The 22,780-nt window shown below is 72.6% G+C and carries 14 protein-coding genes and 1 pseudogene; 8 read left to right on the forward strand and 7 right to left on the reverse strand.

Translation table 11 applies throughout. The features are described from left to right. Positions 1-38 precede the first annotated feature (38 nt). From WMF28_RS26790 to WMF28_RS26815, 6 genes are read left to right on the forward strand one after another with little or no spacing between them, the layout of a single operon-like run. A complete protein-coding gene (locus WMF28_RS26790) occupies positions 39-2,954 on the forward strand; it encodes a monovalent cation/H+ antiporter subunit A (RefSeq protein ID WP_437596162.1) in 2,916 nt (971 codons plus the stop codon). Continuing rightward, positions 2,955-3,299, forward strand: coding sequence for a Na+/H+ antiporter subunit C (locus WMF28_RS26795; RefSeq protein WP_433927340.1), 345 nt, complete (start codon positions 2,955-2,957; stop codon positions 3,297-3,299). It begins immediately after the preceding gene. Then, positions 3,296-4,954 (forward strand): monovalent cation/H+ antiporter subunit D, encoded by a 1,659-nt coding sequence (locus WMF28_RS26800; RefSeq protein WP_437596163.1) that lies wholly within the window; start codon positions 3,296-3,298, stop codon positions 4,952-4,954. The genes WMF28_RS26795 and WMF28_RS26800 overlap by 4 nt, the downstream gene beginning before the upstream one ends. Continuing rightward, positions 4,954-5,448, forward strand: a complete 495-nt coding sequence (locus tag WMF28_RS26805) for a Na+/H+ antiporter subunit E (protein ID WP_437604318.1) — start codon at positions 4,954-4,956, stop codon at positions 5,446-5,448. The genes WMF28_RS26800 and WMF28_RS26805 overlap by 1 nt, the downstream gene beginning before the upstream one ends. Continuing rightward, a complete protein-coding gene (locus WMF28_RS26810; RefSeq protein ID WP_433927343.1) occupies positions 5,445-5,723 on the forward strand; it encodes a K+/H+ antiporter subunit F in 279 nt (92 codons plus the stop codon). Before WMF28_RS26805 ends, WMF28_RS26810 begins: the two co-directional genes overlap by 4 nt. After that, positions 5,720-6,073, forward strand: a complete 354-nt coding sequence (locus tag WMF28_RS26815; RefSeq protein WP_437596164.1) for a Na+/H+ antiporter subunit G — start codon at positions 5,720-5,722, stop codon at positions 6,071-6,073. Before WMF28_RS26810 ends, WMF28_RS26815 begins: the two co-directional genes overlap by 4 nt. A gap of 672 nt (positions 6,074-6,745) precedes the next feature. Here WMF28_RS26815 and ribA read toward each other — a convergent pair. From ribA to WMF28_RS26845, 6 genes are all read right to left on the reverse strand, one after another. Further along, a complete protein-coding gene (gene ribA / locus WMF28_RS26820; RefSeq protein ID WP_437596165.1) occupies positions 6,746-7,432 on the reverse strand; it encodes a GTP cyclohydrolase II in 687 nt (228 codons plus the stop codon). Between the two features lie 372 nt (positions 7,433-7,804). Then, complete coding sequence (locus WMF28_RS26825; RefSeq protein WP_437596166.1) at positions 7,805-9,619, reverse strand: acyl-CoA dehydrogenase; 1,815 nt, start codon at positions 9,617-9,619, stop codon at positions 7,805-7,807. 378 nt (positions 9,620-9,997) lie between these two features. After that, a complete protein-coding gene (locus WMF28_RS26830) occupies positions 9,998-11,647 on the reverse strand; it encodes a trypsin-like peptidase domain-containing protein (protein ID WP_437596167.1) in 1,650 nt (549 codons plus the stop codon). A gap of 391 nt (positions 11,648-12,038) precedes the next feature. Continuing rightward, positions 12,039-12,683 (reverse strand): hypothetical protein, encoded by a 645-nt coding sequence (locus tag WMF28_RS26835; protein WP_437596168.1) that lies wholly within the window; start codon positions 12,681-12,683, stop codon positions 12,039-12,041. 111 nt (positions 12,684-12,794) lie between these two features. Beyond that, positions 12,795-13,289, reverse strand: coding sequence for a hypothetical protein (locus tag WMF28_RS26840; RefSeq protein ID WP_437596169.1), 495 nt, complete (start codon positions 13,287-13,289; stop codon positions 12,795-12,797). Between the two features lie 336 nt (positions 13,290-13,625). After that, entirely contained in the window at positions 13,626-14,978 is a 1,353-nt protein-coding gene (locus WMF28_RS26845; protein WP_437596170.1) for a sigma 54-interacting transcriptional regulator, read from the reverse strand. Positions 14,979-15,171: 193 nt separating this feature from the next. On the opposite strand from WMF28_RS26845, the gene WMF28_RS26850 reads away from it, so the two are divergent. Then, positions 15,172-18,879, forward strand: a complete 3,708-nt coding sequence (locus WMF28_RS26850; RefSeq protein ID WP_437596171.1) for a CHAT domain-containing protein — start codon at positions 15,172-15,174, stop codon at positions 18,877-18,879. Positions 18,880-20,391: 1,512 nt separating this feature from the next. On the opposite strand, the pseudogene WMF28_RS26855 reads toward WMF28_RS26850, so the two are convergent. Next, positions 20,392-22,071, reverse strand: a pseudogene (locus tag WMF28_RS26855) (protein kinase domain-containing protein); the annotation flags it as partial. Between the two features lie 290 nt (positions 22,072-22,361). Between WMF28_RS26855 and WMF28_RS26860 the strand changes: the two are divergent. Beyond that, complete coding sequence (locus WMF28_RS26860; RefSeq protein ID WP_437596172.1) at positions 22,362-22,730, forward strand: hypothetical protein; 369 nt, start codon at positions 22,362-22,364, stop codon at positions 22,728-22,730. The last annotated feature ends 50 nt before the right edge of the window (positions 22,731-22,780 follow it).

Raw genomic sequence — 22,780 nt, forward strand, 5'->3', positions numbered from 1 at the left:
GCTGAAACCGGTGCGGCCAGCAAGTACACTCGCGCGCCATGCCTGTGGCGGCCCTGCTCCTCTTGCCATTTCTCGGAAGCGTACTCACCGCGGTCCTGCCGACGCGGGCACGGTCCGAGCTCGCGGCTTGCGCAGGGCTCGTGTCGGCCGGCGCGGCGATCTGGGTCATCAGCCTGTTCCCGCAGGTGCGTGACGGGGGCGTGATCCGCGAGACGATCTCGTGGGTGCCTTCGCTCGGTCTCGATCTGGTCCTTCGGATCGACGGGTTCGCGTGGATGTTCGCGGTGCTCATCACCGTCATCGGCGCCCTCGTCTGTCTGTACGCGCGCTACTACATGTCCCCCGAGGATCCGGTGGCGCGCCTGTACGCGTTCCTCCTCGCGTTCATGGGCGCAATGCTCGGCGTCGTGCTCTCGGGCAACCTCATTCAGCTCGTCGTCTTCTGGGAGCTCACGAGCCTCGTTTCGTTCCTGCTCATCGGCTACTGGCATCACCGGGTGGACGCGCAGCGGGGGGCGCGGATGGCGCTCACCGTGACCGGCGCGGGCGGGCTCGCGCTCCTCGGAGGCGTGATCCTCCTCGGCCACATCGTCGGCAGCTACGATCTCGATGTGGCCCTCGCCTCGGGCGACCACGTGCGGGCACACCCGCTCTACCCAGCCGCGCTCGTCCTCATCTTACTTGGCGCGCTCACCAAGAGCGCTCAATTCCCGTTTCACTTCTGGCTGCCGCGGGCGATGGCCGCGCCGACGCCGGTGTCCGCCTACCTGCACTCGGCGACCATGGTGAAGGCGGGCGTATTCCTGCTCGCGCGGCTCTGGCCGGTGCTGTCGGGGACCGAGCTGTGGTTCTGGATCGTCAGCGGCGCGGGCATGACGACGCTCCTGCTCGGCGCGTACATCGCGATGTTCCAGAACGATCTGAAGCGCGTGCTCGCCTACTCGACCATCAGCCACCTCGGCCTCATCACGCTCCTCTTCGGGCTCAACAGCTCGCTCGCCGCCGTCGCCGGCGTGTTCCACATCATGAACCATGCGACGTTCAAGGCCTCGCTGTTCATGGCCGCGGGCGTCGTCGACCACGAGACCGGGACGCGCGACATCCGTCGCTTGAATGGCCTGATTCGTTCCATGCCTCGCACCGGCGCGCTGGCGCTCGTGGCGAGCGGCGCGATGGCCGGCGTGCCGCTGCTCAACGGCTTCCTGTCGAAGGAGATGTTCTTCGCCGAGACGATGTTCTTGTCCGCGCACCCCTCGGTGGAGGTGGTGCTCCCGGTGGCGGCGACGATCGCGGCGATCTTCGCGGTCGTGTACTCGCTGCGCTTTGGCTACGACATCTTCTTCGGCCCGCCGTCGACCGATCTCCCTCGCCAGCCGGAGGAGGCCCCGCGGTGGATGCGGACACCGATGGAGCTCCTGGTGCTCAGTTGCCTCATCGTCGGCATCGCGCCGACGATCTCCATCGGGCCATCGCTCGCAGCGGCAGCCCGCCCCGTGGTCGGTGGGACGCTCCCCGAGTACAGCCTCGCCGTATGGCACGGCTTCAACCTGCCTTTCGTCATGAGCCTCGTCGCCATCTCGGGCGGCGTCGTTGGGTACCTCTGGTTGCGCAAGCATCAGGAGCAGGGGCGGCTCCAGGACGCGCCCTTCGTCGGACGGCTCAACGCAAGGCGGCTGTTCGAGAGCGCGCTGATCGGGCTCACGCGCCTCTCGCGAAGGGTGCTTCGGCTCGTCGGGACTCGACGACTTCAGACGCAGATGTTCGTGATCATCGCGGTTGCGCTCCTCCTCGCGCTCCTCGCGGCGCGTGGCGTCCCGCTGGAGTGGGGCGACCGGGACCGGCTCCCCGCGTCGCCCGCGTTCGTGCTCTTGTGGGTCATCGGCGCGGTCTGCGCGGTCGGCGCTGCCGTGATGGCAAAGTTCCACAGGCTGATCGCGATCACCTTGATGGGCGGCGCGGGCCTCGTCACCTGCCTGACGTTCATGTGGTTCTCGGCGCCCGACCTTGCCCTCACACAGATCGTCGTGGAGGTCATCACCACCATCCTGCTCCTGCTCGGGCTGCGCTGGTTGCCGATGCGCATCGAAGGAATTTCGAGGCCTGTCACGGCCCGCGACAGGATGCGGCGCGGGCGCGATCTGCTGCTCGCGATCGGCGCCGGCAGCGGTCTCGCCGCGCTCTCCTATGCCATGCTGACCCGGCCGGCGCCGCACAGCATCTCACCGTTCTTCCTCAGCCGCGCGCTGCCGGAGGGAGGAGGCGCCAACGTCGTCAACGTCATGCTCGTCGACTTTCGTGCCTTCGACACGCTCGGCGAGATCACGGTCCTCGGCGCGGTCGCGCTCACGGTCTACGCCCTCCTGCGCCGCTTTCGACCGCCCCCGGAGAGCATCGAGCAGCCCCAGCAACAGAGAACTCTTCCGGCCGACGTCGTCACCGACCTCGTGAAGCCGCGCACGGCCGAGGACGCCACGCGCGGATACATGATGGTGCCGGCGGTCATCGCGCGCCTGCTCCTGCCGGTCTCCTTCCTCGTCGCAGCGCACTTCCTTCTTCGTGGGCACAACGAGCCAGGCGGCGGCTTCGTGGCCGGCCTCGTCGTCGCGATCGCGATGCTCATGCAGTACATGGTCTCGGGGGCGCTCTGGCTGGAGGCGCGCGCGCGCCTCCGTCCGGTGCGGTGGATCGCCGTTGGACTGCTGCTCGGGACGACCACGGGCCTTGGGGCGCTCGCCGTCGGCTATCCCTTCCTCACGACGCACACCGCGCATGTCAGGCTGCCGCTGGTCGGCGAAGTACACCTGCCGAGCGCCACCTTCTTCGACCTCGGCGTGTTCGCGGTCGTCGTGGGAGCGACGCTCCTCACCCTCACGGCGCTCGCTCACCAGTCGCTGCGTGCACACCGGCGACCAGCACAGAGCCCGGCGTCGTCGACGAGCAAGGGCACGAGCTAGATGGAAGCCCTGCTCGCGCTCGTCATCGGTGTGCTCGGCGGATCCGGGATCTGGCTCGTGCTGCGTCCGCGGACCTTCCAGGTGATCATGGGGCTCACGTTGCTCTCTTACGCGGTGAACCTCTTCATCTTCAGCATGGGGAGCATCTTCATCGACAAGCCACCGCTCGTGCGACCTGGCGTGCCCGCCGATCTTCAGCACTACACGGATCCGATGCCGCAGTCCCTCGTGCTCACGGCCATCGTGATCGGCTTCGCGACCACGGCGCTCTTCCTCGTCGTGCTCCTCGCTTCGCGCGGCTTCAGCGGCACCGACCACGTGGATGGAACGAGGGAGGAGCCATGACCGAGCGCTTCCCGCACATCATCGTCGCGCCCGTCGTGCTGCCGCTGATGACGGCGGCCCTGTTGCTCCTGCTGGGTCAGAAGCGCAAGCGCGCCAAGTCGATCGCCAACATCGGCGCGGCCTTGGCGGGCCTGCTCGTGGCGCTGGAGATCCTGCGCGGCGCCGACGCTGGCGGCTCGTCCGGCGCCGCTGGCGTGTATCTCATGTCGAACTGGGAGGCGCCTTTCGGGATCGTGCTCGTCGCGGACCGGCTCTCTGCGCTCATGCTGGTGCTGGTCGGCGTGGTGAGCCTCTGCGCTGCCCTCTACGCGGAAGCCGCGTGGGGTCGCGCGGGCGCGTACTTCCATGCGCTCTTCCAGATTCAATTGATGGGGCTCAACGGCGCCTTTCTCACGGGGGACCTCTTCAACCTCTTCGTGTTCTTCGAGGTGATGCTCGCGGCGTCGTATGGCCTGCATCTTCATGGATCCGGGTGGCCGCGGGTGCGCTCGGGGCTCCACTACATCGCGGTGAACCTGCTCGCGTCGTCGCTCTTCCTCGTTGGCCTCGCGGTGCTCTACGGCGTCATGGGCACGCTCTCCATGGCCGACATCGCCGAGAAGCTCGCGCTCGTCCCGGCGCGCGATCGCGGGCTCTTGCATGCAGGCGCGGCGGTCCTCGCCGTGGCGTTCCTCATCAAGGCGGCGATCTGGCCCCTCAACGCCTGGCTGGTGCCGGCCTACTCGGCCACGAGCGCGCCTGTCGCGGCGCTCTTCGCGCTGATGACCAAGGTGGGCATCTACGTGCTCTTGCGCTTGTGGACGCTGTTCTTCTCCGCGGGCGCTTCGGCGCAGTTCGGGGGGACAGTCCTGCTCTACGCGGGGCTCGCGACCATCGCCTTCGGCGCGATCGGCCTCATGGCCTCCATGTCCCTCGGGCGCATCGCGGGCTTCTCGGTGATCGTGTCGTCGGGGACGCTCCTCGCGTCGCTCGGGACGGGGACCCCCGCGGTGACGTCGGCGGCGCTGTTCTACATGCTGAGCGCCACGCTGGCGGTGAGCGCTCTCTTCCTCCTCGTCGAGCTGGTGGAGCGCATCGGCTCCGATGGACAGCGGCGGGTGCCGGACCTCGACGTGGAGCCGGGCGAGGACACGAACCTCGACGACGAGGAGGCGCCGCTCGTCGCCCGCGCGTTTCCGGTGTCCATTGCGTTGCTCGGCCTGGCGTTCATGGTCTGCGCCATGCTCGTCGCAGGGCTGCCGCCGCTCTCGGGTTTCGTCGCGAAGGCCTCGTTGCTGACCGCCCTCCTGTCGCCCCGAGGGGGCGGCCACGCGAGCGCCGGCGCCCCCATCCCGCCCGCTGCGTGGATGCTCTTCGGGCTGCTGCTCCTCTCGGGGCTCGCGGCCACCATCTCCCTCGCGAGGGCGGGCATTCGATACTTCTGGTCGTCGGGTGGGCGGCTTCCGCCCCGCTTGAAGGCCGTCGAGGCCGCCTCCGTCCTCGGCCTCATCCTCTGCTGCATCTTGCTCACGCTGTGCGCTGAGCCGGTCCTGCGCACCACGAGCGCGACAGCCGCGGGGCTGCACTCGCCGAAGGCGTACATCGAGGCCGTCTTGTCGATGAGGCCTCGTCCGGGACCGACGCGTTCCGTGATCGAAGAGGAGGAGGCGCCGTGATCTTCGTCGAGAAGCTCGTGCCCGCGCCGCTGTTGTCCGCCGCTCTGTTCGCGCTGTGGCTCGCGCTCGCGCGCTCCACGAGCGCGGGCCAGATCGTCCTGGGGCTGGGGCTCGCGCTGGCGGTGCCGCTCCTTACCTCGGCCCTGCGACTGACGAATGTCCGGGTGCGGCGACCGCTGGTCGTCGTGCGCTTCATCCTGAGGGTCGGCTACGACGTTTTGCTTTCGAATTTCGAGATCGCCTGGGACGTGGTCACATGGCGATGGCGGCGACCGCAGTCGAGGTTCGTGATCGTTCCCCTCGATCTGCGTGACCCCCTCGGGCTGGCCGCGTTATCCATGGTGACGACCGTGGTTCCGGGCACCGTGTGGTCGGAGCTCGCGCTCGATCGCAGCGCGCTCTTGCTGCACGTGTGGGATGTCGGTGATGAAGGCGCCTTCGTCGCCCGCTTCAAGGCTCGCTACGAGGAGCCGCTCAGGGAGATCTTCGAATGAGCGCACTTCTGTCTGGCGCAATCGCCTTCGCGCTCGGCTGCTACGCCGTCGCGTCGGTCCTGGTGGTCATCAGGTTGATCCGGGGGCCGCGGGCACAGGATCGCGTGTTCGCGCTCGACTTGCTCTACTTCCACGCGATGCTGGTCATGCTGGTGCTCGGTATTCGTCACCGGAGCGACACGTACTTCGAAGCCGCGTTGTTGATCGCGCTCTTCAGCTTCGTGAGCTCATCCGCGATGGCGAAGTTCATCCTGCGCGGGGAGGTGATTGAATGAACGAGCTCCCCCTCTGGGTCGAGGCGGCGGTCGCTGCGTTGCTCGTGTTGAGCGGCCTGTTCGTGGTCATCTCCGCGCTCGGGTTCCTGCGCCTGCAAGACTTCTTCCTGCGCATGCATCCCCCTGCGCTGGCGTACACCTTCGGCAGCTGGTGCGTGACGCTGGCGAGCATCCTCTACTTCTCGATGATCGAGTCCCGGCTCGTGCTGCACACGTGGCTCATCATCATCATGCTCTCCATCACGGTCCCTGTGACCACGCTGCTCCTGGCACGTGTGGCGCTGTTCCGCCGCCGCGCTGCGCGAGCAGCCGACACTCCGCCTCCGCTCACTCTACCCCGCGACTCCTGAGGGCGGTTCGAGGCTGGGGAGCGGCTCGCGCGCAGCGTCAGCGTCGCGGCGGCGCGCCGCCCCGCGGAGCTCAACCGGAGCATCAGGGCGAGCACCTCCGTGGATCCTTGCTCGAGATCGAGGGCGACCGCGGGCCGGCTGTACGTCGCGCGAGGAGCCAGCCGGACCGCCAGAACCGGGAGCTGCCCGCGGCGGATGACGCGCTCCGCGGTCGAGCCGAGGAAGGTGTCCCGGAGCGCGCGGCTGCCGCCACGACCCCGTGAAGCAGCGTGACGCGAGCTCCATCGGCCAGAGGCAGAAGTGCGACCCGGCCGAGGACGCGGTCCGAAATGGGCGTCAGATCGACGGGGACGAGCAACGAATGGAAGCGCTCGGCCTCGCCCGTCTCGGGCTGCCCATCGCCTGCCCCGGGCTTCCTCAGACTCTCGGTCATCGCGTGGTCTCCTCTCCAGCTGTCTCCGTCAAGAACGCCTTCCGGCCTCGAACGTGACGGTCCCGACGCCCCTCGGGGCGGCGGGGCGCGTCGTGGGTGCGCAGGCGACGATGAGCAAGAGCGGCGATCGGATGCGGCAAGATCTGGCGCTGGCGGGCTAGGCGCCCGGCACGCAGGAGCACGACCTCGCCGGCGGCCAGGGCTCAGCGCACGTCACGACGGATCGCGCCCACCCCGGGCTACTCGGCGTCGCCGGCCGCGGCGCTCTCCGCGACCGCGCCGTCGCGCAACGACGGGATGGCGTGGCCCATCCGGAGGCGCTTCGCCTCGAGGTAGGGCGCGGAGAACGGGTTGGCCGGGACGATGGCCGGGGCGCGCGAGGAGATCCGCACGCCGAGCGCGCGGAGCGCCTCCACCTTGTCCGGGTTGTTCGTGAGCAGCCGGATCGACTCGATGCCGAGGTGGTCGATCATCGCCGCGGCGGGCTCGTAGCCGCGGGCGTCGTCGGGCAGGCCGAGGATGCGGTTGGCGTCGACCGTGTCGTGGCCGAACGCCTGGAGCTGGTACGCGCGGATCTTGTTGGCGAGCCCGATGCCGCGCCCCTCCTGCCGCAGGTAGAGGACGACGCCGAGCCCGCGGCGGCCGATCTCCGCCTGGGACGACTCGAGCTGCTCGCGGCAGTCGCACTTCAGCGAGCCGAACACCTCGCTCGTGAGGCACTCGGAGTGGACGCGGAGGGTGACGTCCGACTTGCCGCGCACGTCGCCCATGATCAGGGCGACGTGATCGGGGGAGAGCCCCTGGTCGGAGCTCGCGGCCCCACCCCAGTGGAACACCAACATCTGGAAGACGCCGTGCTTCGTCGGCACGGGCGCCTGGGCGCGAATATCGAGCTGAGGCCGGATCGCCGTCGTCGGGACGTACATCTCGCTCTCCTGGTGGAGGAATCCTGGGTCTCGTGTCAAGCAAGGAACGGCGCATCGTGTATGCCCGCTTACCCTGCCGATGTCCGGCCACCCCTGAAGGTGACGTCAATCAAGTAGCGTAAGCCCTGAACAGGGACAAGGTAAGCTCTCCAAGTTGTTGCTCTGGGGGCATACGGGACGCACCTCAGCGGGCTCAGCGCGGCGCGGGCGCCGGTCTGGCCGAGGTCCCGCGCGAGCTGCGCGGCGAGCGGGCGCGCCACCTCCGGGAGGTCGAAGGGCCAGGCGCAGCGGAGGGTGGCCGACGGGTGCTCGGCGCGGAGCCGCGCGATGGCCTCGGGGCCGAGGCGCCTCGGCGCCCGCGCCGCGCGCTCCTCAGAACCACTCCGGTCGCATCCTGGCGTACGAGTCGTCGCCCGAGCGGCAGAGCGCCGCGAGCGCCTCGACCCGCGGCAGCTCCGTCGAGAACCAGTACTGCGCCGCGCACAGCTTGCCCTCGTAGAAGCCGGCCGGCGAGGCGCCCCGGGCCAGCCCCTCCCGGGCCGCCGCGGCCATCGCGAGCCACTGCCAGGCGACCACGAGGACCGAGGCGAGCTCCAGGTAATCTGCGCTGTGCCGCAGCATCCGCTCGACGTCGCCGCGGACCCCCGCCTCCGCGAGGTGGGCCGTCAGCTCGCCGAGCAGCGACATCGACGCGCCGAGCCGCTCGCCCCACGCGGGCTCGACCCCGGCCTGCTGCGCGCGGCCGATCGCCTGCTCGACCTCGCCGCCGAGCGCCAGGAGCGCCGCGCCGCCCCCGGCCACGACCTTGCGGCCGAGGAGGTCGAGGCCCTGGATCCCCGTCGTCCCCTCGTGGATCGAGTTGAGCTTCTGGTCCCGGAGCCACGCCTCCGGGAGGTACTCGCTCGAGTAGCCGTAGCCGCCGTGGACCTGGAGCGCGAGGGCGTTCGACTCGAAGCCCTTCTCGGCGGGGAAGGTCTTGGCGATGGGCGTGAGCAGGTCGAGGAGCCGCTGCGCGCGCTCCCGCTCCGCCGCGTCGGCGGCGTGCGCCGCGAGATCGGCGTACCGCGCCGTCGTGGCGAGCAGCGCGAGGCTGCCCTCCACGATGGCCTTCTGCCGGAGCAGCATCCGGCGCACGTCGGCGTGCTCGAGGATCGGCACCTGCGGCGCCGCCGGGTCCTTCGAGCCGAGCCGCCGGCCCTGCGGCCGGACGAGCGCATAGCCGAGCGCCTCGTGGTAGGCCGCCGAGGCGGTCGCCGCGCCGTTCACGCCCACCATGATCCGGGCCTCGTTCATCATCTGGAACATGTAGGCGATGCCCTGGTGGGGGCTGCCCACGAGGTAGCCGTGGCAGTCGTCCCGCTCGCCGAAGCTCATCGCCAGGCTCGGGAGCCCGCGCCAGCCGATCTTGTGGATCACGCCGGCGACCTCCACGTCGTTCGGGACGAGCTGTCCGCCCTCGGTCCCTCGCTCGGGCCGCCGCTTGGGCACGGCGAACAGGCTCACCCCCTTGATGCCCTGCGGCGCGCCCTCGATGCGCGCCAGCACGAGGTGGACGATGTTCTCGGTGAGGTCGTGATCGCCGCCCGAGATGAAGATCTTCGACCCGCGGACGAGGTAGTGCCCGGCCTGGGTCGGCGCCGCGCGCGTCTGCACGTCGGCCAGGCTCGATCCGGCCTGGGGCTCGGTGAGCGCCATCGTCCCGGTCCACTCGCCGGCGTACATCCGGGTCATGAAGGCGGACCTCAGGGCGTCGTCGCCGAACGCCTCGATCAGGTGCGCCGCCCCGGTCGTCAGCCCGAGGTAGCCGCACGCGCTCAGGTTGGCCGCCTGCAGGTAGGCGCCGGCGAGCGTGGCGACGACGAGCGGCAGCTGCTGGCCTCCCACCGCGGCCGGCCGCGTCGCGGTGAGCATCCCGAGCTCGACCATCGGCCGGAAGACCTGCTTGAGGGCGGGGTGCACCGTGACGGCGCCGCCCTCGAAGCGCGGCGGAGACGCGTCCACCGGCCGATAGGTCGGGAACAGCACCTCCCGCGCGAACCGCCGGCAGCTCTGGAGGTAGAGGTCGAACGTCTCCCGCGCGTGATCGGCGAAATAGGGGAGCTCGCAGAGGCGCGGCGCGTCGAGCACCTCGTAGAGGAGGAACTCGACGTCGCGGTCGTTGAGCAGCGGGTTCTGAGGGGCGGTCATGAGGTCTCTCGCCGGATCCCGTCCGGTCTTCTCGGGTGAGGCGCTCGCCCGAGGATAGCGCGGTCCACGCGAGGTGGATCCCTCAAGCTCCAGCGCTCCTGGACGCCGCCCCCCGTTTCCTGGACGCCGCCCCCCGCTTCCTGGACGCCGCCCCCCGTTTCCTGGACGCCGCCCCCCGTTTCCTGGACGCCGCCCCCCGTTTCCTGGACGCCGCCCCCCATTTCCTGGACGCCGCCCCACGCTTCCTGGACGCCGCCCCCCGTTTCCTGGACGCCGCTCCGTACCCTTCATCGACAGCATCCCAAGGACCGCGACCCCGAGCGAGAGCGGCAATGGGTGCGTTCAGGAGGAGGAGGAGGAGGAGCAGGCGTATTCCGATCAGAGCCCAGCCGGGCTCGAGGTCAACACGCCGCCGAGCGAGGTCCAGCTCGACCAGCCGCCATCGTAGTACCTGTGCCAGATGGCGTTGTCGGCGCCGCGCGCGAACACCGTCAGTCGCCCTTCGGGCGTGACCGCGGAGCCGGGCTGGTCGACCATCGCGCCGCCGAGCGAGAACCAGCCGGACCAGCCGCCGTCATAGTACCGGTGCCAGATCGCGTCGTCGGGGCGGCGCGCGAACACCGTCAGTCGCCCCTCGGCCGTGACGACCGCGGAGGGGCCCGACGCGACGGCGCCGCCGAGCGAGATCCAGCTGGACCAGCCGCCGTCGTAGTACCGGTGGACGAGCTCGCCGCTCGTGCTCCTCGCGAAGACGACAAGGCGCCCATCGGCCGTGACGACCGCCGCCGGATCATGCGTGGTCGCGCCGCCGAGCGAGATCCAGCTGGACCAGCCGCCGTCATAGTACTTGTGCCAGATGGCGTTGTCGGTGCCGCGCGCGAACACCGTCAGTCGCCCCTCGCGCGTCACGGTCGCGGCGGGGGCCGAGGCGAGGGTGCCGCCGAGCGAGATCCAGCCGGACCAGCCGCCGTCATAGTACTTGTGCCAGATGGCTTTGTCGGTGCCCTTCGCGAACACCGTCAGGCGGCCCTCCCGCGTGAGCGTGGCGGACGGCGCCGAGGCGAGGGTGCCGCCGAGCGAGGTCCAGCCGGACCAGCCGCCGTCGTAGAACTTGTGCCAGATGGCGCCGTCCGAGCCCTTCGAGAACACGACGAGCCGCTGCGTCACGTCGCGGAGGATCGGGGACTCCTCGATGATCGACGTGATCCTGACGCCGGCGTTGGCGCCTCCGACCGAGGTGCACCCGCCGTTCGTGTGGACGCCGACGAGCTTGCCAGACGGGCCACGCAGCACGCCTGAGCCGGAGTTGCCGCCGAGCGTGTCGAGGGAGCCATACTGGAGATAATCGCCGCTGAAGCTGCTGGCGGGGCCCGCGTCGATCTGCTTGGGCTCGCCGCTCGGGTGGCCGATGACGGCGAGCATGTCGTTGACCGCGGCGTCCGTCGTGGAGACCACCGTGAAGCCGTAGCTCGCGGCGGCGCTCTGCGCGAGCTGCACGACGGCGTAATCCAGGCCGCCTCGCCGGTGCTCGCGCAGGGACACGATGTCGAACGACACCGCGGTCCTGAGGCCGCCGCTCGGGTCCTCCTGGTAACCGAAGTTGACGCGCATCTCGGCGGCCCCCTGGCTCGCCGAGATCGGCGTGTTCGCGGCGGTCCGGGGCCAGGTCCAGCCACCGCCGTCAGGATCGAAGCAATGGCCGGCGGTCAAGAAGAGGTTGTGCGCGATCAGCGTCCCGGAGCAGGTGCGGGTGCCGCTCACGTTGCCCGGGTTCGCGTAGCGGGACGCGAGATCGCTCTTCCATTGGATCTGCCCGACCGGCGCCTGGTGCGCTCCGACGAACCCCGCCGTCACGCCGAGCGTGCCGTCGTACTGCTCGACGTGCTGGAAATCGCTCGTGCTGCCGCAGATGCTGGGCTGGGATACCTCGCCCACGAGCTGCTCGTCGAGATCAGGCGCCGCAACGCAGCCCATCATCATCGCCGATGCCGCCGTCAACGCGCTCGAGACCATTGCGGAATATCGCATGTCGATTCACCTCGGGTGGTGTTCTGCAGGTCGACGGGGAGCCCTCCCGGCGATCGCCGGAGACGGCGGCGGAAGGGGGACGTCCCTGCGTGTCCGGATGAATAGCAACCTTGATGCCACCGGCGCGCGCGCGCCTATCGGGGCGATTCGCTCGCGAAAACGACCGTTGCGCGGGCCTCGAGGCGCCCGGTCAGCGGCTGGAGTCTTCAGGGGTGGCGGCTCGGGCCATCACCTGGAGCAGCGGTCTGCTCCACCCGCATGCCGGGGCCGCGCGACGGCGGCAGCGCGTCGAGCGCCGGCGACGCGGCCAAGTACGACGGCAGGCGGCGGGAGGCAGCGCCCTCGAAGGGCGCCGCCGTTCGGTGGGACGGGTGAAGGGGGGGCGCTGCGCCTACTGCGCTGTGGATCGAGGATCGCGCTCGCAATCGAACGTCAGGTTGGCCTGGTAGGCCGCCGCCCGGTCCTCGGGCTCCGGCAGCAGGATGGTGCGCGTGCAGGGCATGTCGTAGCGCGCATGCACGAGCTCCTGGTACGACGTCACGGCCTGGTCGTACGAGGACCACCGCACGGTGGCGAGGCACGATTTGCTCCGGCAATCCACGTCCGCCACCTGGAAGCTCCCCTGCGCGGCGAGCGCGGAGAGGCTGGCGTTCAACCTGGCGCTCGCCTGGCCGTTCCACGCAGGGTCAGTCGCGTCGGCGGCGTGCATGGCCAGCCAGTCGTGCTCCCGCTGCCGGAGGATGGCGCGTTCCTCCTCGGGATCCATGTCGATAGCACCCGGCTCGACCGCAGGCTCGACCACGACCGCCTGACCGTCCGCCGACGATTCCGGAGACGCCGCGCGGCCGTCACGCGCCGCGGGCGCTCGATCCTGCGAGGAGCTCTCCGCCGGAGGCGATGGAGCCGCCGCGCCCGCGACGCGCTCCGGCTGCACGAGGCTCGAAGCGCCGACGGATGAAATGACGCCCGCGAGCCCCCCGGCGACGATCGGCAGAATGCGCGTCCACGAGGACAATCTTCCCTGATGCTTGGACATGGTTTATCCCTCGGCCTTGAGGCGATCCGTAGATCTCAGTCTGCGTGGGTCGGAGCTCCGCGTCCGCGGGTTCCTAGCCGCGTGGCTCGGAGCTCCGCGTTCGCTTGTCCCTCACAGGTCGTCGACGTGGTAGCCCATGAGCTTGGCGTACCGGCCGCCGTCGGTGCCCGGCAAGATCACCCTGACCTCGGGGAAATAGCCGACGGCTGCGCTCGTCCATGCAGTGGTGGGGGGAGAGAGGGTCACGAAATCCACCTGGGAGATGCCGGAGCTGACCCACGCCCCGCAGGTGGCGCCCACGCTGTTGTGGAAGGTGGCGCAGGCCGTCGCGTCGACGCTATCGACCGTGCTGTTGTCATAGGCGTAGACCCTCAAGTGGGTGACCTGCCCCTTGCTGAACGTGCTGTCGTCGATGATGGGGCACCCGAGGAAGGTCGAGTCCGCTTCGCCGTTGTTGAGCCGCCCCCCGGAGAAAATCGCGTCACCGTAGCAGAACGTCGAGGAGTAGTGCCGGTAAGCCGCGTCGGCGTCGTTGGCGAGGGTCGCGCCGAAGCCGACGAGCGCGGAGAGCACGAAGGGGGCGATCGTCTTGCTTGTCGTGTTCATGTTGTGGGATTCCTTTTGCTGATGGGTGGCTCCTCGGAGCCAGCGGATCTCGAGCACTGCATCCGCATCCCGGGCGCTGCGTCCCGCGATGCTCGCCCGAGGGAATGAGCAGAAAGCGAGCCACGCACGATCGGGCTCTATTTCGAGGGAATGGCGGGGGCGGGTGCGACGCGCCGGGGGCAGTCGACGGAGCCGCAGGCGCGGGGAGCGCCACGCGCCTGTCGCAGCGGCTGGAACAAGGGGCCAGTCAAGCCATGTCGACGGAGGTGACGCGCCATGCGCCGGAGGGCGATCTCCAGGACCTCGCCGACCTCGCGCGCCAGCAGAGGACCGAGCCTACCCGTCCGCGCCCCCGTCTCCACGCAGGCCGTAACGCTTCATCGCGCGCTGGATGAACTTCCGGTTCACCCGCGCGAGCTCCGCCGCGCGCGACACGTTGCCGCCCGTCTGCCGGAGCGCGGCGTCCAGGTAGGCCCTCTCGTACGCCTCGGCCACGCGCTCCCGGCCGGCGAGCAGCGGCTCGGTCAGGTCCACCGCGGGCGGGCCCTGCGCGCCCTCGCTGGGCACGGCCGGCGCCGGGGGGCCGCCCGCGCCGCCGGCCATGCCCAGCGCGAGCGCGCGGGCCAGCGCGTTGCGCAGCTCGCGGACGTTGCCGGGCCACGAGCGCGCCGCGAGCGCCGCCACCTCGTCCACGGAGAGCGACGGCCGCGACCCGGATCGGGGCTTGTGCCCCTCCTCGAAGTGACGGACGAGCAGCGGGATGTCGCCGTGCCGCTCGCGCAGCGGCGGCACGGCGACCTGGAGGACAGCGAGCCGGTAGTAGAGATCCTCGCGAAACCTGCCGCGCTCCACCTCGCGGGCGAGGTTTCTGTTCGTGGCGGCGACGATGCGCACGTCCACCCGCCGCGTCACGTTGGAGCCCACCCGCCGCACCTCGCGCCGCTCGAGAGCCCGCAGGAGCTTGGGCTGCAGATCGAGCGGCAGCTCGCCGACCTCGTCGAGGAACAGGGTGCCGCCGTCCGCCGCCTCGAACGCCCCCGGGCGCTCGGACACGGCGCTGGTGAAGGCGCCCTTCACATGGCCGAACAGCTCGCTCTCGATGAGCGCGGCGCTCACCGCCGAGCAGTCGAAGACCACGAAGGGCCCGCCGTGGCGTGGGCTCTCCTCGTGCACCGCCTCGGCCACGAGCTCCTTGCCGGTGCCGGTCTCGCCCTCGACGAGCACGGTGGCGTCGGTGAGCACGATCCGCTCCAGCACGGCGAAGAGCCGGCGCATGGCCACGCTGCGCCCGAGCATGCCGCCGAAGCGCTCGCGGTGGGAGAGCGGCAGCTCGATGACGTCGCTGAGCATCCGCAGGCGCAGCGTGGTGCCGCCGACGACGATGGCCGCGTCGGGGCGGGCATAGGCGTCCCGCACCTCCACGCCGTCGACCGATGTGCCGTTGCTGCTGCAGTCGTCGATCACGCGGATGCGCTCGCCCTCGACGCGGACGACGAGGTGGCGGCGGCTGACCGTGGGATCCTTGAGGACGAGGTCGCACTCGCGGCCGAGCCCGACGCGCGCCTCCGGCCCGGGCAGATCGGCGACGAGCCCTCGATCCGGGCCGTCCACGACCTCGACGCGGATCTTGCGTGAGGCGAGCCTGTAGGCGCCGTCGCGCTCGATCGGCTTCGTCAGCTCCTCTGCCACGCATCGAAGTATACGCGGGCGGCGCCTCGCCGGGGGAGCCGGCGGCGTGCGCGCCCGGTGCCATGCCGGGGAGCTGCGCTCGCGGCTCCTCGGCGCGCGCTCGGCACGGTGGGCGCAACGATGGCTCGCAGGAGGAAGGGCGATGCGCGGTAGGATGCGGGCCGCAGGCAGCGGCCGTGGAGGCGCGGGACACATGACCCGAGGGAGTGGATGGATCGGAGGCCTGACGTCGCTCCTCGTGGCCTGGCTCGCGCTGGCGGCGAGCGCCCACGCCGCCGAGCCGCGCGGCGCCGTGCTCGGGCCGGGAGATACGACGGCCGCGCTCTGGTACATGAGCGAGGACTACACGGCCGAGGCACGCTGGGCAGAGTCCCGCATCGCGTCCCTCGAGAAGCGGCCATCGAACCGCGGTGGCCTCCCGGGGGATGCGGTCCAACGTGACGCGACGATCTTCCCTGATCTGATGGTTCTCGGGGCCGCGCGGATGGGGGCCGGAGATCACTCCAGCGCCGTGCCGCTGCTCGCCCGCGCCCTCGCCGTGGCGGCGCGCGATCACGCAGCGCAGCCGGAGGACGACGATCGGCGCGGTCGGCTCGCGATGGCCCTCGCGCTGCTCGGCGAGCTGCGCATGAAGCAAGGCGATTACGCCGCTGCGGAGCCGCTCCTCACGCGCGCGACGTCGCTGTGGGGAGAGGCTCATGGCCGGTGGGCTTACCAGGGATTCGTTGGAGCCCTGGACAGCCTCGCTCGCCTGCTCCTGGCAAAGGCGGAGTACGGCCGGGCCGACGCGCTCCTGAGCGCGCTCCCGAAGGGCACGGCCCGCCAGAATCACTTCGTCCTGACCCTGGCGGAGCTCGAGATTGCACGCGCGCAGCACGGGCGCGCCGAGGACCGCCTCCGGAGACAATCGAGCGGGAGATGCGAAGAGGGCGACCGCCCCAGCGCCGCGCGCTGCCTCCAGGACCTCGCCGACATCCACACCGAAGCGGGCGATCCGGCGCTGGCCCGGCCGCTCCTCGAGCGCGCGATCGGCCTCCTCGAGAGGGTGCTCGGCCCGGAGCACCCGAGCCTCGCCGCCGCGCTGGACCGGCTCGCGGCGGTCCAGCTGCTGCAGGGGGCCGAGCCCTCGGAGGTCGAGCCGCTCGTCGAGCGGGCGCTCTCGCTGCGCGACAGGACGCTCGGCAAGGGTCACGTGGGACGGAGCACCTCCCTGATGCTCCGCGGCGATCTCGCGCTGAGGCGCGGCGATCCTGCGGCCGCGGAGCGCGCCTACCGCGACGCGCTCGCGCTCCGCGAGCAGCGCCTCGGCGACAGGCACCCGGGCGTCGCGGAGGCGCTCGCCGCGCTCGGCCAGCTCCGGGAAGAGTGCGGGGAGCCTCGGGCCGCCGAGCCGCTCCATCGGCGCGCGCTCGCCATCGAGGAGGCCGCCTTCGGCCCGGACCATCCGCGCGTCGTCCGCGCCCTGCTGCGGCTCGGCCGGCACCGGCTCGACCAGGGGGCGATCGGCGAGGCCATGGGCCTGCTCGCGCGCGGCGCGGACATCCAGGACCGGCGCGCGCTCGCGCTGCTCCCCGCGGCGAGCGAGGAGCAGAGGACCGCCCTCGCCGGCGCGCTCCGCGACGAGACAGATCTCCTCCTCTCGCTGCACGCGGACAGCGCTCCTTCCGACGCGGAGGCGGCGCGCCTCGCCTTCACCGCGGTGCTCCGGCGCAAGGGCGTGGTCCTCGACGCCGCCGCGGACCGGATCGCCGCGCTCAGGGACCGGAGCCGCCCCGACGACGCGATGCTCCTCCGGCAGCTCGTCTCCGTCGAGGCGCGGCTCGCCGATCTCATCATCCGCCTCCCCTCCTCGGGGCAGCCTGGCGAGCTCCGCGCGTCGATCGACGAGCTCGAGCGAAAGAAGGAGGCGCTTGAAGAAGAGATCGGCCGGCGCGGCGCCCCGCTGCGGATCGACGACGCGCCGGTCACCCTGGACCGCGTGGTCGCCGCCCTGCCGCAGGGAGCGGCGCTCGTCGAGCTCGTCGTGCGCCGCCCGCGCGTGCGCGAGCGCGGCGGCGCCGCGCCGCTCGCCTGGGGCGCGCCGCGGTATGCGGCGTACGTGCTCCACGCGGACGGCCGCGTCGCCTGGGTCGACCTCCGCGACGCGGCGCCGATCGACGCGGCCGCCGGCGACCTGCGGCGCGCCTTCGCCCAGCTGCTCCGTGACCCGCAGCGCGCCGCGCGCGCCGTCGACGAGCGCGTCATGCAGCCGGTGCGGGCGCTGCTCGGCGGCGTCCGCTGGATCTTCCTCAGCCCCGACGGCGAGCTCAACCTGGTCCCCTTCGGCGCGCTCGTCGACGAGCAGGGCAGCTACCTGCTGGAGCACAGCTCGTTCACCTACCTGACGAGCGGCCGCGATCTGCTCCGCGCCCGGCATCACGACCCGCGGCGCGCCGAACCCGGGTTGTCTGCGCTGGTCATCGGGGCGCCGGAGTTCGGCGACGCGACCCGGCACGCGCGCTTCCGCCGCGAGGCCCCGGCCGGCGCGGCGCCGGCGAGGCGGTCGATCGACATGCGCGCGCTGTCCTTCCCGGCCCTCCCCGGCACGCTGCCCGAGGCGACGGCGATCGCGCGGCGGTTCCCGGGGGCGAAGGTGCTCACCGGGCTCGGCGCGACCGAGGAAGCGCTCAAGAGCGCGGCGCACCCGCGGATCCTCCACCTCGCGACGCACGGGTTCTTCCTCCCCGACAGCGAGCACGCGGGCGGGGCCGCCGGCGAGAACCCGCTGCTGCGCGCCGGCGTGGCGCTCGCCTCGGCCAACCGGCCCTACGACGGCCCCGAGGACGGTGTCCTGACCGCGCTGGAGGCCTCGGGCCTGGACCTGTACGGCACGCAGCTTGTCGTGCTGTCCGCCTGCGAGACGGGCCTCGGCGAGGTGAAGCGGGCGGACGGGGTCCACGGCCTGCGGCGAGCGCTGGTGCTCGCCGGGGCGGAGACCCAGGTGATGAGCCTCTGGAAGGTCCAGGACCGCGAGACCCGCAACCTGATGGAGGCCTACTACGAGAAGCTCGCCGCCGGGGGGGGCCGGGTCGAGGCCATGCGGCAGGCGCAGATCGAGATGCGGTCCCGACCCGGAACGGCACACCCCTTCTACTGGGCTGCGTTCATCGTCTCCGGCGACGGCGCGGCCCTCGACGGCCGCGAGGTGGCGCCGCGGCCGGCCGCGCCGCGCGCCGTGCCCTCCGTGCCGCCCGGGCCCCGCGGCTGCGCGTGCGACGCGGCGGGTACGGGCGCTTTCTCCGGGAGCGCCGGGAGCGGCGCGCTCCTCGCGGCGGGCGTCCTCGTCGGGAGCCTCCGGCGACGGGGCGCCGCCCTGCGGCCACGGGCCGCTCGATCCGCCGTCCGGGAGGCCTGTCCGGGCGGATCACGCCCGCTTCGTCGTGGCGACCCACGCCCGCGCCTCGTCCATCAGCCCGAGCGTGAGCGGGCGCAACGTCACGCCCGACCCGGCGGCCTCGGCGACCGCCTCCTCCAGGGCCGCGACCACGAGCTCGCCGCGCCGCGCGAGGTGCAGGAGCTCCCACAGCCGCGCGCCCAGCGCGAGATCGCGGTCGGCCCGGGCCTCCGCGACGCTCCTGGCCGCGCGCGCGTCGGCGAGCGCGTCGTCGTAGCGGCCGGCCAGGGCCAGGATCTCCGCGCGCCGCAGGAGGGTGAGCGCCTGGCGGCGGTCGCGGTGGGCGCGCTGCAGCGCCTCGGCCTCGTCGGCCGCGGCGAGCGCGCCAGGGAGATCTCCGACGCGCCGGAGCGCGTCCGCGCGCAGCGACAGCGCGCTCGCGCGCAGCCCCGGATCGCCGGCCTCCGCCGCGAGCTCGGCGGTGCGCCTGGCCGTCTCCGCGGCCTCGATCGCGCGGCCGTCGCGTAGCAGGAACGCGGCCAGGTTGGTCAGCACGAGGCGAAGCTGGCCGCGCATGCCGTCCGCCTCGGCCTGACCGGCGATCCTCTCGAGCCGCCCGATCGCCTCGCCGAGCCGGCCGCGCTCGGCGTCGAGCACCGCGAGATCCGCCTCGATGTGCAGCCTGTGCCAGCGCGATCCGAGCGCCGAGGCGATCGCGAGCGCGCGCGTGAGGTCCTCCTCGGCCACCGCGAGCTCGCGGCGGTTCGAGGCGTAGTTCAGCTCGAAGCGCAGCACGCGCGCCCCGAACTCCAGCGCCGGCCCGGCGCGCGCCCCGAGCGCCACCGCCTCCCCCGCGAGCTCCATGGCCCGCTCGGGGACGGCGACGCCGGCGAGCGCCATGCGCGCCTCGCAGCGGAGGGCCTCGTCGGGCTGGGCGTCGGCGGCCGCGAGCAGGCCGGGATCGTCGTAGCCCTCCTCGCGCAGGCCCCGCGCCACCTCCAGCCGGCAGAGCCGGCGCCGCAGCGCCACCTCGGCGCGGCGCGCGGGGAACACCGCCGCGCGCGCGTCGAGCGCGTCGAGCCGCCGCCGCGCCTCCTCGGGCTTCCTGCCGCGCAGCAGGGCGCGCACCACGTCGATCTCGGCGGCGGCGCGCTCGTCCGGATCCTCGATGAGCGCGGCGAGGCGCTCGCCGAGCTCCACCGCCTCGGTGAACAGGCCGGCCGACATCGCCGCGGCCATCGCCGGGCCCAGCCAGCGCCGCGCCTCCGGGGCCGCGCCCAGGCGCTCGTAGCCGGAGGCCAGGAACGCGGCGTCGGCGGCCGCCGTGGGGCGGCGGGCGATGGCGTCGAGCAGCGCGCGGTGCAGGCGGCGCAGCCAGGGGCGCGGCCGGACCAGGTTGAGCACGGAGAGGCGCACCATCTCCTGGACGAAGCTGTACTCCGGCCCGTGCTGGCCGGCCCCGGAGGCGGTGAGCAGGCCGGCATCCACGAGGGGGAGCAGCGCGGCCTCCAGCGCCTCGTCGTCGCGGCCCGCGGCCTCGGTGAGCACGTCCACGCCGAGGCCGCCGCCGTGGAGCGCCACGGCGGCCAGCGCGCGCAGGGCGAGGCGGCCTTCGTCGCTCGCGGGGTCGAGGTAGCTGGCGAGGCGCGCGACCACGAGGTCGGCGACGCCCGGGACGCCGCGGCTCGCGAGGTCGGGCTCGGCGGCATCCCAGGCGCCCGCGCGATAGACGAGCGCGCCGGTCTCGCGCCACGCGACGAGCGCGTGCACGATGAAGAACGGCACGCCGCCCGAGTCGCGCACGACCGCGCGCTCGAGCGCGGGCGCGACGGGGAGCGTGGCCTGGGCGAGGCGCGCGGCGTCCTCGTCGCCGAGCGGGCTGAGGGCGAGGTGCCGTGCGCCGGGGCGGGCGCGCCCGCGCGCCTCGGCGAGCAGCGCGCGCAGGGGTGGCGAAGGGCTCGGCTCGTCGCGCGCGGCCGCGAGGACCAGGAGGCGCGCCGGAGCGCCCCTGCGCGCCACCGTCGCGCCCACGCGCTCGACCAGGAGCCGCAGCAGCGCGAGAGTGTGCGCGTCGGCCCACTGGAGGTCGTCGAGGGCGAGGACCAGCGGCGCCTCGGTGCTCGCCGAGAGCAGCGCGTCCTCCACGCCCTCCAGCGCCGCGGTCGCGTCCGGCGCGCCGGGGAGCACGCTCGGCGAGAGGGCCCGCTCGATCGCGTCCACCACCAGGCCGAGCGCGCTCGCGGCCTCCGGCGGGAGCGCCTCCAGGGCGCGGAGCAGCGGCCGGAGGGGGCCCTTCCGCTCCGGGGAGCAGGCGGCACGCAGGACGCGGTCCGCGCCGAAGCTCTCGCGCTCGAGCGCCGCGGCGAGCAGGTGGGTGCGGCCGACGCCGAGCGGCCCGGTGATCAACGCGGCGCGGACCCCGCCTCCGCGCACCTCCGCGGCGAGGCGCGCGAGCGCCGCGAGGGCGTCGTCGCAGCCGAAGAGCGGGGTGTGCAGGCAGGGCGCGGGCGGCGCGAGGGTCTCGGTCGGCGCCCTCGAGCCCTCGACCTGCGAGGCCGGACGCGAGACCGGCGCGATCGGGCTCCCGACGTGCGCGGCCGGACGCGCCACAAGCACGGTCGGGCCCTCGACCTGCGGGGCCCGCCCCGCGATCCCGCGCGGGGCGGTGGGCATCGCAGGCTGGGAGTCGAACGCGTCCAGGTCGTGCGGGGCGGCTCTCTCGCCCGGAGGACCGTGCTCCGCGCGCCGGAGGTGCGGCAGAACCTCGCCGGTCGAGAGCGCGAGCACGCGCTCGAGCTCGCGCGCGACCCACTCGGCGTGGCGCGGGCGCGCGCGGGGATCGGGATCCAGGAGGAGCGCGGTGAGATCCGCGAGCGGCGCGAGCGCGGGCGTGTCCAGCGGCAGGATCGCGTCGAGCCGGGGCGCACGCCGCCGGGGATGGACGGCCACGGGCCCGCCCGCGGGGTCGAGCGGGACCTGGCCGGTGCACAGGCGCAAGACGGTGGCGCCGAGGGCGTAGAGGTCGGCGGCAGGGGTGGCCGCGCCGCCGAGCAGGATCTCCGGCGCGATGAAGCCGGGGGTGCCGACGAGGAGCGGCGCGGCGGCGCCTCGCGGCCGGAGCGCGGGGTCATCGACGACGATGCCGAAGTCGATCAGCTTGTGGACCGGATGGGCGGCGAGGCCCTGGCCCTCGCCGCGCGCCCCTCTCGGTGCGGCGCGCTCGATGATGTTGGCCGGCTTGACGTCGCGGTGCACGAGGCCGGCGCCGTGCACGGCCGCCAGCGCCCAGGCGACGCCGAGGGCGGCCCTCGCGACCCCATCGGGGCTCAGCGGGCCGGCCTCCGCGAGACGGACATCGAGGCTCACGCCCGCGATGTGCTCCATGGCGAGGCCCACCACGCCCCAGGCGTCGTCGCGGTGCAGGGCATAGAAGCGGACGACGTTCGGGTGCTCGACGCGGCAGAGGGCGCGCGCCTCGTCGAGGATCGCATCGCGCCAGCGCGTGGCGTCCGCCGAGCCCGGGGAGAGGCCCATCGGGAGGAAAAAGAGCTTGATCGCAGCGTCGCGGAGCTTGCGTCCCTCGTAGACCTCGTCTGCCAGCCAGACGGGGGCGAAGCCGCCGCGGCCGATCTGACGGATCAGCCGGAACGGACCGAGCCAGCGATCCGCAGCGGGGCGCTGCAGGAAAGCGGGCGCTACGGAGGAGGTGGGAGACGGCATCCAGCCGGCGACGATGCTACCGCGGCCGGGCCTGCGCCGGATCACGGTTCGTGGGGGACATGTAGGGTCACCCGGCGGGTCTCGAAGGCGGCCGGGGCATGACCGGACCCGGAGTCCGAGCGCGGGTGCGACACGGCAGGGGCGGCGGCGGCGCGGGACGCGCGGCGCCGGGGACGGCGTGGATTGCTGGTTGCCAGGAGGGTGCTCCTTGAGACCCAATCGCCGCACCGCGCGCGCCGGATCGCCGGACGCAAGCGGATGCTGCCCACGTGCAAGCACGGAGAGTTGTCATGTCCCGAAGCCTGATCCTGATGCTTCTCGCGTCGCTCGCCCTCGCGACGACCGCCTGCCAGAGCAGCCTGCCGCAGCCTGCCGACACCCCTGCCGCCGCCACGCCCGCCGGGGCGCGCGAAGGCGCGACCCCGGACACCGCACCTGCAAGCCGCGCGCAGACGACGGCCGCCGGTGAAGCCGAAGAGGACGTCTGCGCGGACCAGCAGCCGACCGGCGATCCGCCGGTATGCCCTTCAGGCTGCGTCTGGGACGAGGGCAAACAGCGGTGTGCGCAGCTCCGCGGCGTGATCGTCGACCAGCGCCCCGAAACGCTGCGGCCCCCGCTCATCCCGGACGTCCGCCCCGTGAAGATCCCGACGCCGTGATCCTTGCGCGCGTTCGGCCGGCACGCTCGTGCTGGCCGCCCGTCGTTGGG

It is taken from the genome of Sorangium sp. So ce590 (genome assembly GCF_051521365.1).
Taxonomy (GTDB): Bacteria; Myxococcota_A; Polyangia; order Polyangiales; family Polyangiaceae; genus Sorangium.

What these genes read in the sequence shown, in the direction of transcription:
- WMF28_RS26840 (WP_437596169.1), bottom strand. Translation starts at nt 13,289, where the DNA reads ATGAACACGACAAGCAAGACGATCGCCCCCTTCGTGCTCTCCGCGCTC.
- WMF28_RS26815 (WP_437596164.1), top strand. Translation starts at nt 5,720, where the DNA reads ATGAACGAGCTCCCCCTCTGGGTCGAGGCGGCGGTCGCTGCGTTGCTC.
- WMF28_RS26800 (WP_437596163.1), top strand. Translation starts at nt 3,296, where the DNA reads ATGACCGAGCGCTTCCCGCACATCATCGTCGCGCCCGTCGTGCTGCCG.
- WMF28_RS26795 (WP_433927340.1), top strand. Translation starts at nt 2,955, where the DNA reads ATGGAAGCCCTGCTCGCGCTCGTCATCGGTGTGCTCGGCGGATCCGGG.
- WMF28_RS26850 (WP_437596171.1), top strand. Translation starts at nt 15,172, where the DNA reads ATGACCCGAGGGAGTGGATGGATCGGAGGCCTGACGTCGCTCCTCGTG.
- WMF28_RS26790 (WP_437596162.1), top strand. Translation starts at nt 39, where the DNA reads ATGCCTGTGGCGGCCCTGCTCCTCTTGCCATTTCTCGGAAGCGTACTC.
- WMF28_RS26810 (WP_433927343.1), top strand. Translation starts at nt 5,445, where the DNA reads ATGAGCGCACTTCTGTCTGGCGCAATCGCCTTCGCGCTCGGCTGCTAC.
- WMF28_RS26825 (WP_437596166.1), bottom strand. Translation starts at nt 9,619, where the DNA reads ATGACCGCCCCTCAGAACCCGCTGCTCAACGACCGCGACGTCGAGTTC.
- WMF28_RS26835 (WP_437596168.1), bottom strand. Translation starts at nt 12,683, where the DNA reads ATGTCCAAGCATCAGGGAAGATTGTCCTCGTGGACGCGCATTCTGCCG.
- WMF28_RS26830 (WP_437596167.1), bottom strand. Translation starts at nt 11,647, where the DNA reads ATGCGATATTCCGCAATGGTCTCGAGCGCGTTGACGGCGGCATCGGCG.
- WMF28_RS26860 (WP_437596172.1), top strand. Translation starts at nt 22,362, where the DNA reads ATGTCCCGAAGCCTGATCCTGATGCTTCTCGCGTCGCTCGCCCTCGCG.
- ribA (WP_437596165.1), bottom strand. Translation starts at nt 7,432, where the DNA reads ATGTACGTCCCGACGACGGCGATCCGGCCTCAGCTCGATATTCGCGCC.